Source organism: Pseudomonas sp. NFACC16-2 (genome assembly GCF_900119205.1).
Lineage (GTDB): Bacteria > Pseudomonadota > Gammaproteobacteria > Pseudomonadales > Pseudomonadaceae > Aquipseudomonas > Aquipseudomonas fluorescens_Q.
In genome coordinates this window covers 48,606-64,134 of the sequence record NZ_FPIX01000018.1, presented here as the reverse complement: position 1 = coordinate 64,134, position 15,529 = coordinate 48,606, and the positions used below count along the sequence as shown (strand labels likewise).

Below are 15,529 nucleotides of genomic sequence, written 5' to 3'. Positions count from 1 at the left end.
AGCTGTGATTGACCGTCCGTCGAAGACTGTAGCTGACCTGTAAGTTCTGACAGTAGACCCGCATCGGACCGCAGTCTAGCTTGGAAGCTTGCCAACAGGGAATGGCAAGGCACCAAGATGAAAGATCTATCTGCACTGTTGGCGATTGCACGAGTAACTTATGCGAATAACGAAGGTACTTAGCAAAAAAGAGGTGCTATTGTTTTTTACGGTAGCTTCTTTTGTGTACGTATACCCTATTGTTCATGCCGATTACGCCTATGTAGACGATAGTTGGCGGGAAATATTGGCGATCGATGACTGGTGGAGAATTCACGGCAGAGTGCTGGCTGAAGTGGTTACGAAGCTTATGGCGTTTAACAATGCAACCATTAATATTTTCCCGCTTCCATTGTTAATTGCTACTTTTGCATTTGCATGTGCGATGACTAGGCTGACGTTATGGTATTTTCCTCGCCCCGAGTGGACAGCGTGTCTCGTGGTGCTCCCACTGCTTTGTAATCCTTTTTTTTTAGGTAACATTAGTTTTCAATATGATGGGCCGGGTATGATGTTAGCAGTTGTGGCTGCTATTTTTTCTATAACCTGTCATGTTCGCAATAGTTACCTGCGAGGGTGCGTGTCGGCTATTTTAATAGCGGTGCTGCTAAGTATTTATCAATTGGTGATTACAGTTTTTATTGGGTTGTGCTGTATGGAGTGTTTGTGGAATGTTAGAAATGGAAAGCCGGCGCAGGAAGTGTTGAGAGAAATTGGGTTGCGTGGTTTACAGCTTTTTTGGGGGGGGGGGGGTTATTATTTTACCGCTTTCAAACTGATGAGCGATAGGCGCGGTTCGTTGGCAGAGTTCGATTCGCACTGGCTTGGAGAGGTCGTTAGAAAGTTTAAGTTCTCTATGGAAAAAGTGTTCGAGTTGATCAACGCCGGAAATGGATTTTTTTCTATTTTAATGGTGATCGTAGCCGGCGTGGGATATGTCCTAGTCATTAAGAATGTTTTAGCACTGGCCGGTGGTAGGGGCGAAAAAATTTTAGTTTTAGGGGCCTGTCTATGCGTACCGCCTGTGCTGATAGTTTGTGTCCCCGGTCCGATGTTATTCGTGCTGGATCCTAATTTGGAAGCGCGGAACTATCTGGGGTTTTCTGTAGTATTGTTTTTTTTGCTGCTGATGAGTCGTGAAGTTTTGGGGCGTGCTGGGTTGCGAATGCTTTTGGTGATACCAATTTTGGCGATGTATTCGTTTAGTTACGGCTATGGGCAAGTTCTTATCGCAAAAAAAGAGCTTGAGACGGCCATGGCAATGTTTATAGCTTATGACATTATTGCAACAAAAGAATTTCTCAATTCCCCTGTGCTTTATTATATTGAGCCCCCTATTAATGGGAAGTGGTTGCCCAAAGCGCAGGGTGCCATAAATTATATGCCGGCGTTGCGCTACCTTTTGAGCAGCTCCAGTATGGTGCTCCGCCCAAATACTTTACCTCAGTACGGTATTAATAATGTGGTTTCAGAGGGGCGCGCCGCTTTTGATGCGGCGACGGCTGAGGGCAAGACTTACAGGCGGGTGGTAGACAGGAAGTTCTATTCATTTTATGTCACTGAGTCAGGTGATTTTATTGTCATGAAAGATTTAACAGGTTCCGAAGGGTACATTAGGGGATGGTGGCGATAGTTACGCCGCCACTATTTTCTCCGGCTCAAAACTATCCGCCCGCGCCATCTGCCACATCCGCGAATAAAACGCCCCATTCACCTCACCCGTCAGCAATTCCCCCGGCTTCAAAAACACATGCAACTGCGAAAACAGCTTGATCTCAGTCGCTGACATCCGCCGTACCAAATGCTTGGGCTGCAGTTGCGAAGGATGGTCAAGCCCGGCGGCAGCGAGCATTTCGGCCAGGGCCTTGAGGGTGTTGCGGTGGAAGTTGTAGACCCGTTGGGCTTTATCCGGGACGACCAGGGCGCGCTGGCGCAGGGTGTCCTGGGTGGCGACGCCGGTGGGGCATTTGTTGGTGTGGCAGCTTTGGGACTGGATGCAGCCGATGGCGAACATGAAGCCCCGCGCGGCGTTGGCCCAGTCGGCGCCGATGGCCAGGACGCTGGCGATGTCGAAGGCGCTGACGATCTTGCCGCTGGCGCCGAGCTTGATCTTGTCCCGCAGGTTCAGGCCCACCAGGGTGTTGTGCACGAACAGCAGGCCCTCGCGCAGCGGCACGCCGATGTGGTCGGTGAATTCCACTGGCGCCGCGCCCGTGCCGCCTTCCTTGCCGTCCACCACGATGAAATCGGGGAGGATTCCGGTTTCCAGCATGGCCTTGGCGATGCCCATGAATTCCCAGGGGTGGCCCAGGCAGAATTTGAAGCCCACCGGTTTGCCGCCGGACAGTTCGCGCAGTTGCTGGACGAACTGCATCAGTTCGATCGGCGTGGAAAACGCGCTGTGGCGTGACGGAGAAACACAATCCTCGCCCATGAGGATGCCCCGGGTCTCGGCGATTTCCCGGGTGACCTTGTGCTTGGGCAGGATCCCGCCGTGGCCGGGTTTGGCGCCCTGGCTCATCTTGATTTCAATCATCCGCACCTGCGGGTTCTGCGCCTGGGCGGCGAAGCGCTCCGGGTCGAAGCGCCCGTCGCTGGTGCGGCAGCCGAAATAACCGCTGCCCAGTTCCCAGGTCAGGTCGCCGCCGTGTTCGCGATGGTAGGGGCTGATGCTGCCTTCACCGGTGTCGTGGGCGAAGTTGCCCAACTTGGCGCCTTGGTTCAACGCCCGGATCGCGTTGGCGCTCAGGGAGCCGAAGCTCATCGCCGAGATGTTGAACACCGAGGCTGAATACGGCTGGGTGCATTGCGGGCCGCCGACCGTCACGCGAAAACCGTTGGGATCGCTCAACGGTGCCGGGCGCATGGAATGGCCGATGAATTCGAAGCCGGTCTGGTAAACGTCGATCAGGGTGCCGAAGGGTTTGTCGGCGCTTTCGTTCTTGGCCCGGGAGTACACCAGCGAACGTTGGGCCCGGGAGAAGGGTAGGGCATCGCTGTCGGATTCGAGCAGGTACTGGCGGATCTCCGGGCGGATGCCTTCGACCAGGTAGCGGATGTTGCCCAGGATCGGATAGTTGCGCCGCACGGCGTGGCGGCTTTGCAGCAGGTCGAACAGCCCCAGCAGGCTTAACAGCCCCGTCACCAGTGCCATCGGCCAGAGCCAGTCGTGTTGCAGGAACGGCAGGCTGGCGAGGGTGAAGATCACACAGCCGGCGAAGAAGGCGTAACGGCTCAGCAGCGACAGGCTCATGCGGTTTCCTTGGGGTTGAGCGGTTGATGGGGGGATATGGTACTCAGGAATACGAGGTCTGTGGGGAAGGGCACTTATCTGTGGTGAGGGGATCTGTGGCGAGGGGATTTATCCCCGCTGGGCTGCGGAGCAGCCCCCTAAAGCAACGAACTCAATCTACCTGGCGCACCGAGTTGCCTGGTTAGGGGGCCGCTTCGCAGCCCAGCGGGGATAAATCCCCTCGCCACAGGAAACTCCCTGCCACAGGAAACTCCCTGCCACAGGTAAACTTCCCTGCCATTGATGAATTCCCTTCCACAAGAACGTGGTTGCACCGCGCCTGTCAGCCCGCCTGCTTCATCTGCCGCAACGGTAATTCCACGCGGAAGGTGGTGCCGACGCCGACTTCGCTGCGTACCGTGATTTCGCCGTTGTGTTTTTTCACGATGCCGTAGGACAACGACAGCCCGAGCCCTGTGCCCTGGCCGATGGGTTTGGTGGTGAAGAACGGGTCGAAGATTTTCTGCAGGGTATCGGGGGGGATGCCCGAGCCGTTGTCGGCGACTTCGATCCATACGGTTTCTTCACCAACGCCGTTGCGCAGGGTGATGGTGCCGCGCTCGGGGCCGATGGCTTGGGCAGCGTTGACGATCAGGTTCATGATCACCTGGTTGATCTGCGAAGGCAGGCATTCCACTTCCGGCAACGGCGTGTACTCCTTGACCACGTCGGCCTTGTATTTGATTTCATTGGCGACGATGTTCAACGTCGAATCCATGCCGTGCTGCAAATTGGCCATCTGCCATTCCTGGCTGGAATCGACGCGAGAGAAGTCCTTCAGGTCCTTGACGATCTGCCCGACCCGGCCAATGCCATCCTTGGATTCCTTGATCAGCAGGGGAATGTCCTCGACGAGAAAGTCCAGCTCCACCTGTTCGCGCAGCTTGCGCAATTGCACCACCAGTTCCGGCGAGGCGATGGCCCCCTCGGCGCTGCCGTAGGCGCTGAGCATTTCCTGGAGTTTGCCGAAGTAGCCGTCCAATGCACCCAGGTTGGAAGAAATGAAACCGATCGGGTTGTTGATTTCGTGGGCCACCCCAGCCGCCAATTGTCCCAGCGAGGCGAGCTTTTCCGATTGCACCAGTTGGGTTTCCAGCATCTTGCGTTCGTCGATTTCCATTTGCAGCAGCTCGCTGGCCTGTTTGAACGCCTGGGTGCGTTGTTCCACCAGGTCTTCGAGCTTGTTCATTTTCAGTTGCGCACGGGAGGTCATTTCCCATTTGGTGGTCAGGGTGTTGGCCATCTGCTGGACTTCGATGTTGTCGAACGGCTTTTTCAGGATCAGCAAACGGTCGTGGCCGTTCAGACGGTCGAGCAGTTCATCCCAGGAATAATCCGAATAGGCGGTGCAGACCACCACTTGCAACTGCGGGTCGCGCTTCCAGAGTTCTTCGATGGTCTTGGCGCCATCCCAGCCTTCGGGCATGCGCATGTCGACAAAGGCCAGGGCATAAGGACGCCCTTTTGCCGATGCCTCCAGCAACTTGTTCAGGCCTTCCATCCCGCCATAGGCCGAGTCGAGTTCGAACACGGTGGCAGCAGGTTTTGGTGCTTCGCCGAACAGCGCGCTTTCCATGTCCAGCAAGTCAGCGTTGCTGTCATCCTCCGGGGTGAGGATCTTGCGGAAATCTTCATGAATGGCGGGTGTATCGTCGATCAACAGGATGCGGCGGTTACTCATGCTATTCATGGCTCACCTTCTGCAAGTTTCAGGGGCAGTTGCAGTTGGAACGTCGCCCCCCTGCCTGGCCCCTCACTGTGGGCGGTGAGGCGGCCTTCCATTTCAATGGCCGCCAATGCGCAACTGTGCAGGCCAAAGCCGTGGCCTTCCTTACGCGTGGTAAAACCGTGGGCGAAGATGCGCGTCATGTTTTCCTCCGGGATACCTTCGCCTTCGTCCTTGACGCTGATTTGCAGGGTCTGGCCATCGACGACGGCAGCCTTCAGGGTCATGTTTCGCGCATGATTGGAAACCCCCGCCATGGCGTATTTGGCATTGCTGATCAGGTTGATCAGGATCAACAGCAAGCGGTGTTTGTCACCCATGATCCGCGGCACATCGCCGTATTCCTTGATCACCGTAACATGGTGACGGGTCAGGGCGCCCGAATTCATGCGCAAGGCATCTTCGAGCAGTTCGCTGACCACCAAGGGTTCCAGCAGGCTGTTGGCCCCGGCATAGGATTGCTGGGTGGAGACGATGTCCTTGATGTGGTCCACACTCTTGCTCAACTGGGCCAGTTCGTCAGTCAGGCCCTGTTGCTCGAGCGCGATGGCCTCGACCAGTTGGTTGAGGTAACCGGGCAGCAGCTTGCCTTTGGCGTCCTCGGTGAGAAAGTGCCCGAGGTCATCGGCGTGTTCGTTGATCAATTGCATCGCCTTGCCCAGCCCCTGGGCCTTGCTACTGCGCAGTTTGCGGCTGACCAGGTCGGCGGAGATGTTCACGCTGTTGAGGACGTTGCCGACGTTGTGCAACACGTTGGTGGCGATTTCCGCCATGCCGGCCTGGCGGGCGGTGTCCATCAATTCGCTCTGGGTGTCCTTGAGCTGGCGGGTCCGTTCTTCAACCCGCTGCTCCAGTTCATCGTTGGCGCCTTGCAGAGCGTTGTTGACCCTTTTGATCTCGGCGAAGCTGCGTACCAGCCGGATCGCCAGCCAGATCAGTATCAAGACCAGGAACGTGGCGAACACCAGCAGGTAGACGTGGTTACGTTCGTACCTGGCCGCGGCTTTGCTCTGGTCTTTCTCCAACAGGTCGGTAATGGTGTCCAGGTGTCCGGACACGGGGACCGCTTCGATGGCCGCTAACAGCTCATTGACCCGCGGTTGCTCGCGCAGGATCAGCGCGATGTGCCTGCTCAGGATGTCAACGGGGCCTTGAAGACCCTGGGGCATGCGCTCCTTGTTGATGTCCAGCCGGTTCAGGCCCAGCAGCACTTCGGCGGCTACCTCGCTGGTGCTCAACTGGGCGAACTCCATGCTGCTGAGCAACAGGTCGTAGGTGTCGATGGCGACGTTTTGCAGTTGCAGTCGCTGCGCGTCGGCCAGCCGGGCGAACTGGGCCTGGATGTCGTCCTCGGCGGCGGGCAGGAAGGCCATGGAGTTGCGCAGCACCGCGTTGTGGGATTTGAACTGTTCCACCAACCGGGTTTTTTCCTTGACCGCCTTGAGGTACTCGTCGCGCTGGGCTTCCCAGAGTGACGGCTTGTGGCGTCCGGGCTCAGATTCGATGGCGTCGAGACGCTGCCACAGGCGCGCCATTTCATGCAGGGGCGTGACCAGGGGATCGTAGTTTTGGGTCAGGGCGATCCGCGACTTGAGCACTTCGTTGTCCCAGATGGCGTCTTGCTGCTTGAGCAGGCGAATCAGGTCCCGGGACTCAATGTACGAGGCGGCCTGCTGGGCCCCTGAATTGATGTACATGAACAGCAGGACCGATGCCAGCAACAGGCCGATGAACGCAAGGCCGAGGCGACGGAGAGTGGTCATAGGGGCTTGCCCTCCGATTCACCGGTCAGCGTCTTGAGGAACTCGACGATCAGGGTCGTATCGTTCTTGAGGGGCTCACGCCCCAGTTGGTACTTGAACATGATCTCCACCGCGCGTTCCAGGGTCGGTGCCGACGCGTCATGGAAATACGGGGCGGTGACGGCCACATTGCGCAGGCTCGGCACCTTGAAGACCTGGCGGTCGGCTTCATCGCCAGTGATGTTGAAGCGTCCTTCGTCGGCTCGGGTAGGGTTGCCCCGATCCTTGATGTAGTCGCCCATGACCCCGAACTTCTGGAACATGTTGCCGCCGATGTTCACGCCTTGGTGGCAGGCGATGCAGCCGTATTCCTTGAAGCGCTGGTAACCGAACTTTTCCCGGGGCGTGAGGATGTCGGTATTGCCCAGCAGGTATTGGTCGAAGCGCGAATTGGGTGTCTGCAAGGTGCGCTCGTAATCCGCCAGTGCGCCCTGGATATTGGGCTTGGTCACGCCGTCGGGATACGCGTCCTTGAAGTCCTTGGCATAGCCGGGGTCATCGGCGATGCGCTTGACGACCGATTCCCAGGTGCTGCCCATTTCCACCGGGCTGGTCACGACTGTGTGGACCTGTTCTTCCAACGTGTCGACGCGACCATCCCAGAACTGGTGGAAGTTCAGGCCGGCATTGAACACGGTCGGCGTGTTGACCTCCACCGGCTTGCCGTCGAAGCCCAGGGAGAACGGCTTGTCGTCGGCACCGCCCTTGTCCAGGCGATGGCAACTGGCGCAGGACAGGGTGTTGTTGACCGACAGCCGCGGGTCATTGAACAGCCGCAGCCCCAGTTGGACGCGCTTGGGGTCCAGGGCCGGAGCCGGTGGCAAGGGTTTGAGGGGCTCGTCCAGTGGCTCGGCGTGAGCGGTCACGCTTGATCCCACGAGCAGGCCGAGAGCCAGAATCAGTCCATGTAACGCCATGGGATGCTTTCCTTGAAACTTTGGTTGATAACACTCAGGTGTTCACGAAAACGGGTTCTGGCGTTTTTCCCACTCGGTCATCCAGTCGGCGAAGGCCTGTGGTTCGACGGCCCTGCTGAAGTAATAACCCTGGACCTCCTCGCATTGGTGCTTCTTGAGAAACTCCAACTGTTCGCGGGTTTCCACACCTTCGGCAATGATGTGCAGGTTCAGGCTCTTGCCCAGGCTGATGATGGTGCTCACCAGCTTGGCGTCGTTGCTGTCGATGCTCAGGTCACCGACGAACGACTGGTCGATCTTCAACACATCCACCGGAAATTTCTGCAGGTAGCTCAGGCTCGAATAGCCGGTGCCGAAGTCGTCGATGGCCAGGCGAATGCCTAGCTGCTTGATGGCCTTGAGGATGGCTACCGTGGTATCGACGTTCTGCATCAGTACACTTTCGGTGATCTCCAGTTCCAACTGTGTCGGGTCCAGGCCGGTTTCCTTGAGGGTACGGGCGATGCCTTCGACGAAGCCGCGCTGGCGAAAATCGATGGCTGAGATGTTCACCGACAGGCACAGCGGTCGCATGCCCTGGGCTTGCCAACGGCAGGCCTGCTGGCAGGCTTCCTGGAGTACCCATTGGCTCAGCGGAACGATCAAGCCACTGTCCTCGGCCACCGGAATGAAGTCCCCCGGGTAGACCAGGCCATGTTCCGGCCTGTTCCAGCGCACCAGCGCCTCGACACCGACCACCTTGCCGCCCTTGAGGTCGAGCTTGGGTTGGTAATGCAGCACGAATTCCTTGCGTTGCAGGCCCAGGCGCAGGCCGGATTCGATGGTCTGTTGCTGCCGTGCCCGGCGGTTCATGTCTTCGGTGAAAAACCGGTAGTCGTTGGGGCCGGTTTCCTTGACGTTGCGCATCGCTGTCTCGGCTTTCTTGATCAGCGCCACGGCGTCGAAACCGTCGGAGGGGTACACGCTGATGCCCAGGCTCGCGGTGACGGTCAGGTCATGGCCGTCGATGGGTTGCGGGGAACTGATGGCCGCCAGCAGTTTGTCGGCCACACCTTTGGTCTGCTGCGGGTCGACGATGTCTCCCAGCACCACCACGAACTCATCGGAACCGTAGCGAAACACCGAATCGGATTCACGCACCACGGTCGCCAGTGCCCGGGCCACTCGCTTGAGCATTTCATCGCCCACGGGATGGCCCAGGGCGTTATTGATGCGCTTGAAGCGGTCCAGGCCGATGAACATCACCGCCAGCTGCCGATCGTGCCGGCGACACTGGGCCATGGCCTGGGTCAGGCGATCGCCCAGCAACATGCTGTTGGGCAACTCGGTGAGCACGTCGTATTGCAGCAGGTGGGATACCTTGAGCAATTCCTGGACGCGTTCTTCGATCGTGCGCTCCAGGCTGCGCATTTTCCTCGCCGCATCCTGGGCCAGCTGCCATTTCCAGGTCATGGCGCTGGCCATCTGGCGGATTTCCAGGGTGTCGAAGGGTTTCTTGAGGATCAGCAACTGATCGTCGAACTCGATCCGTTCGGACATGGTTTCCCAGGAGTAATCCGAGAACGCCGTGCACAGGGCGATTTGCAGGCGCGGATCGGCTTCCCACAGCCGCTCGATGGTTTGCAGGCCGTCCCAGCCCGGTGGCATGCGCATGTCAGCGAACACCAGCGCATAGGGCTGGCCTTCGGCCTGGGCGCGCTTGACCAGTTCCAGCGCCTCTTCGCCCTGGTAGGCCGAGTCGATCTGGAATTGCAGCCGGCTGACCTGTGGGGTACCGAACAGCAGGCTCTCGGTGTCGTCCAGTGAGTCATCGCTGCCGGCGCTGGGGCTGAGGATCTTGCGAAAGTCCTGGTGGATCGCCGGTGTGTCGTCCACCACCAGGATTCGCCGGTTGGCAGGTACCGACATCGGGTTCATGGATTGCTCTCCGATAGCTCGCTCGCTGGTCGGGTCCAGTGGTTTGTCGCCGGAACGATGGTGCCGGCCTTGAGCAGTTCGGCGGCCTGGCCGCTGTCGACCACGGTGCTGAAGTAATGCCCCTGGGCCTGCATCGCGCCGCCGCTGGACATCAGCGTGGCGCGTTGCTCCTGGGTTTCGACGCCCTCGGCAATGATCCCGATGCCCACGTCCCGGGCGAAGTTGATGATCGCCCGCAACGTCGTGGCATTCTCGGGATCGGCGTTGGCGCTGTCGAGGAAGCGCTGGGCGAGCTTGAGGTGATTGACCCGGTAGGTCTTGAGGTAATCGAACGAAGAGTACTCGGTGCCGAAGTCATCGATGGCGATCTGCACGCCCAACTCGCAGAGGCGCGGCAGCACGTCGTTGTGGGTCCACTTGGTCTGGGCCAGGGTGGCTTCGGTGACGTCGAAGCGCAGGTCCCAGGGCGCCAGTTCCCAGCGTGCAGTGGTGCGCAGCACGTCATAGATCAGTTCCGGGCCGGTCTTGAGCTGGGTCAGGGACAGGTCGATGGCGATCACCGGGGGCGCCATGCCCTGGTCGCGCCACTGGCGCATTTGTTGGCAAGCCTGGTCCAGCACCCAATGCCCCAGGCCAATGATGATCCCGGTTTTCTCGGCGGCGGGCATGAAGACCGCCGGCTCCAGCCAGCCACGTTGGGGGTGGTTCCAGCGCACTTGCACGCCCATGCCGAGGATCTTGCCGGTGCCGAGGTCGACTTCCGGCAGGTAGTGCAGGTGCAGTTCCTGGTTTTCGATGGCTTGGCGCAGATCGTTGGCCAGGGCGACCCGGTCGGTGACTTCCTGGTTAATCTCCTCGTTATGGAAATGGTACTGGTTGCGGCCCTTTTCCTTGGAGCGGTACAGGGCCATGTCGGATTGCGCCATCAGGCTGTCGGCACTCAGGCTCTGCGGGGTGTACAGGGCGATGCCGATGCTCACCGAGATCCGCACGTCGTTGCCGTCCAGGGAGTACGGTGCCACCAGCGCATCGCGGATCTTGCCCGCCAGCGCGGCGCAATGGGTCGCTTCATGGACGTCCAGTTGCAGGAGGGCGAACTCGTCGCCGCCCAGGCGCGCCACCACGTCGTTTTCCCGGGTGCAGGCCTTGATCCGTGCGGCGACTTCCTGCAACAGCAGGTCGCCGATGGGGTGACCCAGGGTGTCGTTGATCCGTTTGAAGTGGTCCAGGTCCAGGTAGAACATCGCAAACGGCGCCGCACCCCGACGAGCGGCGGCGAAGGCCTGGTGCAGGCGCTCTATCATGGTGGCGCGGTTGGCCAGCCCGGTCAGGCCGTCGGTGCGGGCCAGCAGGGCGATTTTCTCTTCGGCCAGCTTGCGCTCGGTAATGTCGAGGATGATGCCTTCTATTTCCAGCAACAGGCCTTGCTCGTTGCGCACCGGGATGTAGCGGTTCTCTACCCAGCGGTACGTGTCGTCGCCGGTGCGCATGCGGAACTCGATGGACGCCCCCGCGGTGTCGCGGTCCAGAACGCGGACCATGGCCTCATGGACCTTCTCCTGGTCGTCGGGGTGGATCAGGGTTTGCGCCCAGTCCGGCGAGTTGGTCAGTTGCGCTGCGGAATGGCCGAACTTGGTGATGTTGTGGGAGATGTACATCAATGCGAACGGCGGCTCGCCCCGCAGGCGATAGAGAATGGTCGGGCTGTTCTGCACGATGATATTGGCGTCGGCCAGTTCGCGGGTGCGTTCCTCGACTGCGCGCTCGAGCATGTCCATTTTCAGCGCCGCGTCTTCGGTCATTTGCCATTTGACGGTCAGGGTACTGGCCATCTGGCGGATCTCGATGGCGTCGAAGGGTTTTTTCAGGATGAGCAGGCGGTCGCCCAGTTCAAGGCGATCGGCAATGTCTTCCCAGGAATAGTCCGAGTAAGCGGTGCACAGGGCCACTTGCAGCTTGGGGTCGGCGCGCCACAGCCGCTCGATGGTTTCCAGGCCGTCCCAGCCCGGCGGCATGCGCATGTCGATGAACGCCATGGCGAAAGGTTGCCCCTGGGCCAGCGCCGTTTCGACCTTGTTCAGGGCCTCCATGCCCTGGAATGCCGAATCGAGCACGAAACTCGTACCAGAAACCGCCACGGGCGAGCCGAACAAGGCCTCTTCGGCGCTGCTCAGGCTGTCTTGGGTGCCCGCCTCGGGGCTGAGGATCTTGCGGAAATCCTCATGGATAGTCGGCGTGTCGTCGACGATCAGGATTCGCCGATTAGTTTTATCCAACGGCAGGCTCATGGCCGTGCACCGTTTTGATGCTGACTATAGAACCCTGGAAACATCTGATATCCCTTTCGCTGGCATGAGTATTCGGCCTGTACTTGGCCCTTCATGGGATACAGCATAGTCGTCTCATCGGGATACGCTCGGTCAGTGATGGCAAATGTGTCTAAATGTTCGCAATCTACTAGCCTGTATTTCGGGGGTAAGGTAGAACGGTTGTCGTGAATAGGAGGGGGGTTTCAAATGGAAGATCAATCGCCGGATGTTCCGGTAAGGAAGCCAACGGTGCTGTTGGTCGATGACGAAGAGTCGATCCTCAATAGCCTGCGTCGGCTATTGCGCAGCCAGCCGTACGAGATCCTGCTGGCCGACAGTGGTGCCAGGGCCCTGGAAATTCTCAAGGAGCGGCCGGTCGACCTGGTGATGACCGATGCGCGTATGCCGAACATGGATGGCGCCACGCTGCTGGCCGAGATCCGCAAGCGGTACCCATCGACCTTGCGCATCCTGCTCACCGGTTATGCCGATGTGGACATGATGACCAAGGCCATCAACGAGGGGCAGCTCTATCGCTACCTCAGCAAGCCCTGGAACGATGAGGAACTGGTGCAGGCCTTGCGCCAGGCCCTGGCTCACCAGCATTCCGAAAGCGAGCGCCAGCGCCTCGAAGCGCTGAACCGCGAGCAGAACCAGCAACTCAAGACCCTTAACGCCACCCTGGAAAAACGCGTGGCGTCGCGCACCTCCGAGCTGCAGCAGACCGCCGACATGCTCGATTTGGCCTACGAGGAGCTCAAGCGCAGTTATGTGACCAGCACCGAAGTGTTTTCGCTGATCGCCAACCTGCGCCTGCCTAAGGCCAAGCAGACCAACCGGCAGATCATCGAATTGATCAGGGTCTATAGCCGGCTGCATTTCCTCGATGAGTCCACCGACCGCGACCTGACCATGGCCGCGGCGCTCTACAACATCGGCAAGCTGAGCTGGACCGACAACATGATGGTCACGCCCGCCGACATGCTGCACCACAACGAACTCGAGCTCTATCGGGCCTATCCGAAGCAGAGCGAATCGCTGCTGATGACCCTGGACCCGATGAAGGATGCGGCACGGATCATTCGCCATCACCAGGAGCGTTGGGACGGTAGCGGCTTCCCCGAGCACCTCAGGGGCGAGGCCATTCCGTTCGGTTCGCGGCTGTTGAAACTGGCGGTGGACTTCATCGAGCTGCAGCGCGGGTTGATCCTGGAGCGGCAGATGAACAGCGACGAAGCACTGGTCTACATCCGCAAGTACGCCGGCAAGCTGTACGACCCGGACATGGTCGAGGATTTCATCAAGGCCTGCGGCGAGTACTTGGAAGACGTGACCCTGTCGGACCCGACGGTACAAGTCTGCACCACGCGCGAGTTGACCGCGGGGACGATCCTGGCGCGCAACCTCAATGCCGACAACGGCATGTTGCTGCTCAACGCCGGCAAAATCCTGAGCGGGCCGTTGATCGAAAAACTCATTGCCTTCGAAGCGATGGAGGGCGCGCGGTACAGCGTGTTCGTCAAGATCCCCGAAGAACAGGCCGACCCTTCGGCACCGAAGCCGATTTTGGGGTGACGCGGATCGGACGACGCCATCGGTCCCACAAGGCACTGCTGTTCACTTAAGGATGGTTGAATCATTGTGGCGAGGGGATTTATCCCCGCTGGGCTGCGAAGCAGCCCCCAAACCTGAACACTTGGTGTGTCAGGCAAAAGTCATGTCAGAAGCTTTTTTGGGGCTGCTTCGCAGACCAGCGGGGATAAATCCCCTCGCCACAGATTCATCTACTGCCTTAAGTGAACAGCATTGCGCTCCCACAAGGGGATGCGTGGGGACTGAAACTGGGGCCAGGCTTTGCTCCCTGCCACTGTGGTCTGTAATCTCCCAGGCATTTTTCTGCCCAAGGCTTTGACTCATCATGACCACTTCCCTCATCCGCATCGCCGCCGCCCTGTTGCTCGGGCCGGACGGGCGAACCCTGTTGGTGCGCAAGCGCGGCACCCGGGCATTCATGCAGCCGGGTGGCAAGATCGAGGCCCATGAACAACCGGTGCAGGCGCTGGCCCGGGAGCTGGAAGAGGAGCTTGGGTTGCAGATCGCCCCGGCACAGGCCCGTTACCTGGGCGTGTTTAGCGCTCCGGCGGCCAACGAGCCGGGGTTTGTCGTGCAGGCCGAGGTATTTTTGCTGAGCATCGACGCCCCGGTTTCGCCGGCCGCCGAAATTGAAGAGGTGTGCTGGATCGACCCGGCCGGCGCCAGCAATCTTTTGCTGGCGCCGTTGACAGGCGAGGTGATCCTGCCGTTTTATCGAGCGACACTTCTAGCCACCTGCTGATTCACGCCTCAAGGACTGATGCTCATGATTCCACTGCCGGACCTGTTGATTTTCGCCGCCGCCGCGTTGCTGATGGTACTGACGCCCGGCCCGAACATGATCTACCTGATCTCCCGTTCGATCTGCCAGGGCCGCAAGGCCGGCGTCACCTCCCTGCTGGGGGTGGTGGCGGGGTTCTTCGTGCACATGTTTGCCGCGGCCGCCGGATTGACGGCGGTGTTCCTGGCGGTGCCCGTGGCCTATGAAGTATTGAAATGGGCCGGTGCGCTGTACCTGTTGTGGCTGGCCTGGCAGGCGGTCAAGCCGGGCGCGCGTTCGCCCTTCGAGGCCCAGCAGTTGCCAGCGGACTCGACGCGCAAGTTGATCACCATGGGTTTTTTCACCAGCGCCCTGAACCCCAAGATCGCGGTGTTCTACCTGTCGGTGTTCCCGCAGTTCATAAGCCCGGAACACGGTTCGCTGTTCACCCAGAGCATTATCCTGGGCCTGACCCAGATCAGCGTCAGTTTCAGCGTCAACCTGCTGATTGCCCTGTTCGCTGCCGGCATTGCCTCATGGTTCGTCCACAACCCGACCTGGCTGGCGGCGCAGCGCTACTTCATGGGGTTTGTCCTCGGTGCGCTGGCGTTGCGCCTGATGTTTGAGCAACGGCGTTCGGCGTGAGCATCCGACGGTTGAGGGCCGGCGATGCCCAGGCGTATCGCCAATTGATGCTCCAGGCATACGCACTGCATCCCCAGGCCTTCACCTCCAGCGTCACCGAGCGGGCCAAGCTGCCTATCAACTGGTGGGAGTCACGCCTGGGCAGCCGGCTCGATGTACTGCTGGGGGCGTTTGTCGAGCAAGAGCTGGTCGGCATTGTCGGCCTGGCCCTGGAGCCCCGGGAAAAAGCCCGGCACAAGGCGCTGCTGTTCGGCATGTACGTCGCCGATGAACATCGCCATCGTGGGCTCGGCTACCAACTGGTCCAAGCCGCCCTCGCCGAAGCCCGGCGTCATCCCTTCCTGCGCCTGGTGCAACTGACCGTCACCGCCGGCAACGGCCCGGCGGTCAAGCTCTATCAGCGTTGTGGCTTCGTCCTGTATGGCCTTGAGCCGATGGCGATCTGCGTGGACGATGAGTACCTCGACAAAATCCATATGTGGCTCGAGCTGTAAAACAACCGGCCATGACTGCTGAGCTTTATTCGTGG

11 protein-coding genes are annotated in these 15,529 nt (G+C 59.5%); 5 read left to right on the top strand and 6 right to left on the bottom strand.

Features of this window, described 5'->3' with window-relative positions:
* Positions 1-160 precede the first annotated feature (160 nt).
* Positions 161-1,672 carry a glucosyltransferase domain-containing protein gene (locus BT116_RS16330; RefSeq protein WP_072345571.1) on the top strand — a complete coding sequence of 504 codons (1,512 nt, stop codon included), beginning with the start codon at positions 161-163 and terminating at the stop codon, positions 1,670-1,672.
* Here the strand turns inward: BT116_RS16330 and BT116_RS16325 are convergent, their stop codons facing one another.
* The 6 genes from BT116_RS16325 to BT116_RS16300 all read right to left on the bottom strand — a co-directional run bounded on the left by BT116_RS16325 (position 1,673) and on the right by BT116_RS16300 (position 11,981).
* A complete protein-coding gene (locus tag BT116_RS16325; RefSeq protein ID WP_072345569.1) occupies positions 1,673-3,292 on the bottom strand; it encodes an FMN-binding glutamate synthase family protein in 1,620 nt (539 codons plus the stop codon).
* 322 nt (positions 3,293-3,614) lie between these two features.
* Positions 3,615-5,021, bottom strand: a complete 1,407-nt coding sequence (locus tag BT116_RS16320; RefSeq protein ID WP_072345567.1) for an ATP-binding protein — start codon at positions 5,019-5,021, stop codon at positions 3,615-3,617.
* A complete protein-coding gene (locus BT116_RS16315; RefSeq protein WP_072345565.1) occupies positions 5,018-6,820 on the bottom strand; it encodes a DAHL domain-containing protein in 1,803 nt (600 codons plus the stop codon). The genes BT116_RS16320 and BT116_RS16315 overlap by 4 nt, the downstream gene beginning before the upstream one ends.
* Positions 6,817-7,776: a cytochrome-c peroxidase gene (locus tag BT116_RS16310; RefSeq protein WP_072345563.1), complete on the bottom strand. Its 960-nt coding sequence runs from the start codon at positions 7,774-7,776 to the stop codon at positions 6,817-6,819. The genes BT116_RS16315 and BT116_RS16310 overlap by 4 nt, the downstream gene beginning before the upstream one ends.
* A gap of 42 nt (positions 7,777-7,818) precedes the next feature.
* Complete coding sequence (locus BT116_RS16305; RefSeq protein ID WP_072345561.1) at positions 7,819-9,693, bottom strand: putative bifunctional diguanylate cyclase/phosphodiesterase; 1,875 nt, start codon at positions 9,691-9,693, stop codon at positions 7,819-7,821.
* Positions 9,690-11,981: a GGDEF/EAL domain-containing response regulator gene (locus tag BT116_RS16300; protein ID WP_072345559.1), complete on the bottom strand. Its 2,292-nt coding sequence runs from the start codon at positions 11,979-11,981 to the stop codon at positions 9,690-9,692. Before BT116_RS16300 ends, BT116_RS16305 begins: the two co-directional genes overlap by 4 nt.
* Before the next feature lie 228 nt (positions 11,982-12,209).
* On the opposite strand from BT116_RS16300, the gene BT116_RS16295 reads away from it, so the two are divergent.
* From BT116_RS16295 to BT116_RS16280, 4 genes are all read left to right on the top strand, one after another.
* A complete protein-coding gene (locus BT116_RS16295) occupies positions 12,210-13,577 on the top strand; it encodes a response regulator c-di-GMP phosphodiesterase, NosR family (RefSeq protein ID WP_072345557.1) in 1,368 nt (455 codons plus the stop codon).
* A gap of 343 nt (positions 13,578-13,920) precedes the next feature.
* Positions 13,921-14,337, top strand: a complete 417-nt coding sequence (locus BT116_RS16290; RefSeq protein WP_072345555.1) for an NUDIX hydrolase — start codon at positions 13,921-13,923, stop codon at positions 14,335-14,337.
* Positions 14,338-14,361: 24 nt separating this feature from the next.
* A complete protein-coding gene (locus BT116_RS16285; RefSeq protein ID WP_072345553.1) occupies positions 14,362-15,000 on the top strand; it encodes a LysE family translocator in 639 nt (212 codons plus the stop codon).
* Positions 14,997-15,494: a GNAT family N-acetyltransferase gene (locus BT116_RS16280; RefSeq protein ID WP_072345551.1), complete on the top strand. Its 498-nt coding sequence runs from the start codon at positions 14,997-14,999 to the stop codon at positions 15,492-15,494. Before BT116_RS16285 ends, BT116_RS16280 begins: the two co-directional genes overlap by 4 nt.
* The last annotated feature ends 35 nt before the right edge of the window (positions 15,495-15,529 follow it).

What these genes read in the sequence shown, in the direction of transcription:
- BT116_RS16310 (WP_072345563.1), bottom strand. Translation starts at nt 7,776, where the DNA reads ATGGCGTTACATGGACTGATTCTGGCTCTCGGCCTGCTCGTGGGATCA.
- BT116_RS16330 (WP_072345571.1), top strand. Translation starts at nt 161, where the DNA reads ATGCGAATAACGAAGGTACTTAGCAAAAAAGAGGTGCTATTGTTTTTT.
- BT116_RS16285 (WP_072345553.1), top strand. Translation starts at nt 14,362, where the DNA reads ATGATTCCACTGCCGGACCTGTTGATTTTCGCCGCCGCCGCGTTGCTG.
- BT116_RS16315 (WP_072345565.1), bottom strand. Translation starts at nt 6,820, where the DNA reads ATGACCACTCTCCGTCGCCTCGGCCTTGCGTTCATCGGCCTGTTGCTG.
- BT116_RS16300 (WP_072345559.1), bottom strand. Translation starts at nt 11,981, where the DNA reads ATGAGCCTGCCGTTGGATAAAACTAATCGGCGAATCCTGATCGTCGAC.
- BT116_RS16305 (WP_072345561.1), bottom strand. Translation starts at nt 9,693, where the DNA reads ATGAACCCGATGTCGGTACCTGCCAACCGGCGAATCCTGGTGGTGGAC.
- BT116_RS16325 (WP_072345569.1), bottom strand. Translation starts at nt 3,292, where the DNA reads ATGAGCCTGTCGCTGCTGAGCCGTTACGCCTTCTTCGCCGGCTGTGTG.
- BT116_RS16320 (WP_072345567.1), bottom strand. Translation starts at nt 5,021, where the DNA reads ATGAATAGCATGAGTAACCGCCGCATCCTGTTGATCGACGATACACCC.
- BT116_RS16290 (WP_072345555.1), top strand. Translation starts at nt 13,921, where the DNA reads ATGACCACTTCCCTCATCCGCATCGCCGCCGCCCTGTTGCTCGGGCCG.
- BT116_RS16295 (WP_072345557.1), top strand. Translation starts at nt 12,210, where the DNA reads ATGGAAGATCAATCGCCGGATGTTCCGGTAAGGAAGCCAACGGTGCTG.